Origin of the sequence: Streptomyces sp. ERV7 (genome assembly GCF_001653515.1) — a bacterium.
Taxonomy (GTDB): domain Bacteria; phylum Actinomycetota; class Actinomycetes; order Streptomycetales; family Streptomycetaceae; genus Streptomyces.
Genome location: NZ_LYOY01000067.1, coordinates 1 through 4,173 on the forward strand (window position 1 = coordinate 1; position 4,173 = coordinate 4,173).

The window sequence follows — 4,173 nt, forward strand, 5'->3', positions numbered from 1 at the left end:
CCCGCCGCGCTGATCGTCAAGGCGACCGTCCCCGAGGCGAAGCGGCAGACCGCCGACGCCGCCGTACGGGCGGGAGCGAGCCGCACCTTCGACGGACTCCCGGTCACCACGAGGACGTTGACGCAGTCCGGCCCGTACGCGCTGCCGCGCACCCTCCAGTCGCCGGACGCCCGCAAGGGCAGCGAGCCCGACCTCACGCTCTTCGCCTCCGTCGACCGCACCCGCGTCCGGCTGACCGGCGGCAGCTGGCCCGCCCCGCCGGGCACCGGCCGCGAGATCCAGGCCGCGCTGCCCGAGACCGCGGCCGCCCAGCTGGGCCTGCGCCGCTGGCCCGTCCCACTGACCCTCGCCGACCGCATGGGCGGCCCGGCCGTACAGGTCCGTGTCACCGGCACCTACCGCCCCGTCGACGCCACCGAGGCGTACTGGCAGCTGGACGACCTGGGCGGCCGGGGCAGCCGCCGGGTCAACTTCACCACCTACGGGCCGCTGCTCACCGACCCCGCGGCGCTCACCGGCGGCAGGCTGAGCGCGGGGCAGACCTCGTGGCTGGCCTCCGCCGACTTCTCCACCCTGAGCACCGACCGGCTCGGCGCCCTGCGCGCGGCGGCGGCCAAGGGCCCCAAGTCCCTGGTGGAGGGCGGGGTGTTCGCGGGCGACGCGACCGCCGCCACCTCGCTGCCCGACGTGCTCGACCGGGCCGAGCGCGCGCTGCTCGTCTCCCGCTCGACGCTCTTGATCGTGGCCCTGCAGCTGGTGCTGCTCGCCGGGTACGCGCTGCTGCTGGTGGCCCGGCTGCTGAGCAGCGAGCGGACCGGTGAGACCGAGCTGCTGCGGGCGCGCGGCGGCTCCCGCGCCCGGCTGCTCGGCCTGTCCGCGACCGAGGCGCTGCTGCTCGCCGCCCCGGCGGCGGTGGGCGCACCGCTGCTCTCCGGCCCGCTGACCCGGCTGCTCGCCGGCCACGGCCCGCTCGCCCGGATCGGCATCCACCTGGACACCGGCCCGACCGGGACGGTGTGGCTGGTGGCGGGGCTGGTCGCGCTGGGGTGCGCGGCGGCCGTGGTCGCCCCGGCCCTGTCGGCGGCGCGGACCTCGCGCGCCCGGGCCGCCACCCTGCCCGCCCCCGTGCGCGCCGGGGCCGACATCGGGCTCCTGGTGATCGCCGGGGTCGCCTACTGGCAGTTGGACCGGCAGACCGGCTCCGGGGCGCTCAGCACCGGCGGCGCGGGCGGCCTGGGCATCGACCCGCTCCTGGTGGCCGCGCCCGCGCTCGCCCTGCTCGCCGGGACCGTACTGACCCTGCGGCTGCTGCCGCCCGCCGCCAAGCTGGCCGAGCGGCGGGCCGCGGGCGGGCGCGGGCTCCCGGCGGCGCTCGCGGGCTGGCAGTTCAGCCGCCGTCCGCTGCGCGGCGCGGGCCCGGTGCTGCTGCTTGTGCTCGCGGTCGCCATGGGCATGCTGGCGATCGGCCAGTCGGCCTCCTGGGACCGCTCACAGCAGGACCAGGCGGACTTCCGCGCGGGCACCTCGGTGCGCGTCTTCGGGTCGAGCCTGAACGGCTTCGGGCAGGCCGGTTCGTACGACGCGGTCCCCGGCGTGCGGGCGGTGGCCCCGGCCGCACGCTCCTCGGTGGAGCTCTCCGGCGGCCGCTCCGGGACGCTGCTCGCCCTGGACACCGCGCACGCGGACGGCCTGCTGCTCCGCAAGGACCTCGGCGGGTCCGCCCGCGGGCTCCTGTCCGAGCTCACCCCGCGTAAGACCGACCGGCCCGGAGTGCCGCTCCCGGCGGACACCGCCGAGCTCGCCCTCAGCCTGCAGACCGGCACCGAGGGCGCCCGGGACGGCGCCTCCGCGAACCCGCTCACCGTGAACGTGACGGTGGAGGTCGAGGACCGCTTCGGCATCCTGTACCGCCTCCCGGCCGGGATCCTGGAGGCCGACGGGCGCCCGGCCGAGCGCCGGGTCTCCCTCGACCTGGCGGCGGGCGCGCCGGTCGGCCGCCCGGCCGCGCCGCTCACGCTCATGGGCGTCGACCTGGACTTCTCCGTACCGGAGACGGCTGAGCAGCACCGCTTCACCGTGCGGGAGCTGCGGACCGTGGCTCGCGACGGGGGCACCGCCCCCCTCGCGCTGCCCGCCGCCGACCGCTGGCGGGCCTCCTCCCTGGAGTCCGGCGACGGCCCGGGCGGCCTGCAGTCCCTGACCCCGAAGAGCGGCGGTCGGTCCCTGTCGGTGCCGTACACCACGGGTTCGATATCGCCGTCCAACACCTCGATGACGATTCCGAGCCGCGCCGTCCGGCTCACCGCCGTCCGGCCCGCGCCGCCCGCGCTCACCGCGATCGCCACCGACCGGTTCCTGGCCTCCAGCGGGACCCGGGTCGGGCAGACCGTCACGGCCGTCCTGGCCGGTCAGACCCTGCGCGCCAAGGTCGTCGACCGGATGGCCGAGCTTCCGACGACCGGGCCCGGCGCGGAGACCGCCGGGGGCGGCGGACGCGACGGCGGCGCACTCCTGCTCGATCTGCGCGCGGTCAACGAGCGGCTCGCCGTCGACACGGGCACCAGCCTCGCCCCGACCGAGTGGTGGCTCGCCACCGGACCCGGCGACGCGGCCCGCGCGGCGGCGACGCTGCGGGCCCGCCCGGACATCGACCCGCAGCAGGTGCTGGTGCGCGCCGAGGTCGCCGAGCAGCTGCGCGACGACCCGCTGGGCGCGGGCCCGCAGGCCGCGCTCATCGCCGCCGCGATCGTGGCGGCGGCCCTCGCGGCGGTCGGCTTCGCGGTGAGCGCGGCGGGCTCGCTGCGCGAACGCGGCGCCGAGTTCGCCGTACTGCGCGCCCTGGGCGCCCCGCGCCGCCAGCTGGCCCGGCTGATCGCGGCCGAGCAGGGGGTGCTGATCGCGCTCGCGCTGCTGGTGGGGCTCGCCCTGGGCGAGGTGCTGACGCGTGCGGTGGTGCCGCTGATCGTGCTCACCGGGCAGGCCACCCAGCCGGTGCCGAAGGTGCTGGTGGAGCTGCCCGCCGGACGGCTCGCCGTGCTGTTCGCGGGAGTCGCCGCCGTACCGCTGCTGATCGTCGCGACGCTGGCGCTGCGGCGGACCGACCCGGCGGTCTCGCTGCGCCACCAGGGGGACAACTGACATGAATGCCAAGGCCGTTGCCCCCTGGGTGCGCACCCGGCTGCGGACCGCGCCGGGCGCCGCGGGCGCGCTCGCCCTGCTGGTGCTGCTCACCGCGTTCCTGGCCGGCGCGCTGCCGCGCGGGATCGACGGGTACGAGGACCGGGGGCTGCGCCACGCGGTGGCGTCGGCGGCGCCGGAGAACTCGGTGCTGCGGCTGTCCGGCCCGATGCCCGCGAACAGCGACGCGAAGGACCCCGACCCGGGCGCCGCGCTCCGCCCGGGGCCCATGGAACGCGGGTACCTGGAGCAGCTGGCGGCGATCCCGGCGCCGCTGGGCGCGGACACCGGGCAGTCGGCGTACGGGGTGCGCACCGCCGAGAAGGTGCCCGCGAACTCCCCGCTGGACGCCTGGCTGCCCAGGCCGGAGGGCCTGCCGCCGCGTCTGCTGATCGCCTCCCGGTCCTCGCTGTCCGACCACGCCCGGCTGGTGAGCGGGCGGCTGCCCACCGCGAAGGCCGACTCGACCTCGCACACGGCGGAGGCGGTGGTCACCGCCACGACCGCCAAGGCGCTCCATATCTCCCCCGGTTCGGTGATCCATGTGCCGGGCGCCAAGGGCGAGCCGCTGGCGATCCGGATCACCGGGACCGTTCGCCCGCTGCTCCCCGACGCGAGCTACTGGGCCACCGCACCGGCGCTGCGCGACCCCCAGTTCATCCCCAGCACCCCCAAAGAGGACGATCCGCACTACTGGTACGCGGGCCTGCTGCTCGGCGCCGACTCGGCGCCCGCGCTCCTCGAAGCGGGGGGCAGGCCCGAGCTGTACGCGGACATCGCCCCGGGCACCCAGACCATGAACGCCCGCCGGCTGCACGGCCTCTCCACCTCCGTGGCCTCCCTGGAGGCCGGTCCGGCGCTCGCGTCGCTGCGCCAGCTGGTCGGCCCCGGCACCACGGTCTCCACCGAGCTCGACGCGATCTTCGAGGGGTACACCTCCGTTCGCGACTCGATCACCCCGGTGGTCGCGGTCGCGACCTTCGGCACGGCGACGGT

At 77.3% G+C, this 4,173-nt stretch carries 1 protein-coding gene and 1 pseudogene; both read left to right on the plus strand.

The window, feature by feature from the left end; translation table 11 throughout:
* On the plus strand, positions 1-3,138 hold a 3,138-nt coding region (locus A8W25_RS29950), incomplete at its 5' end, for an FtsX-like permease family protein (RefSeq protein WP_067167517.1).
* Between the two features lies 1 nt (position 3,139).
* Positions 3,140-4,173 (plus strand): annotated as a pseudogene (locus tag A8W25_RS29955) (ABC transporter permease); the annotation flags it as partial.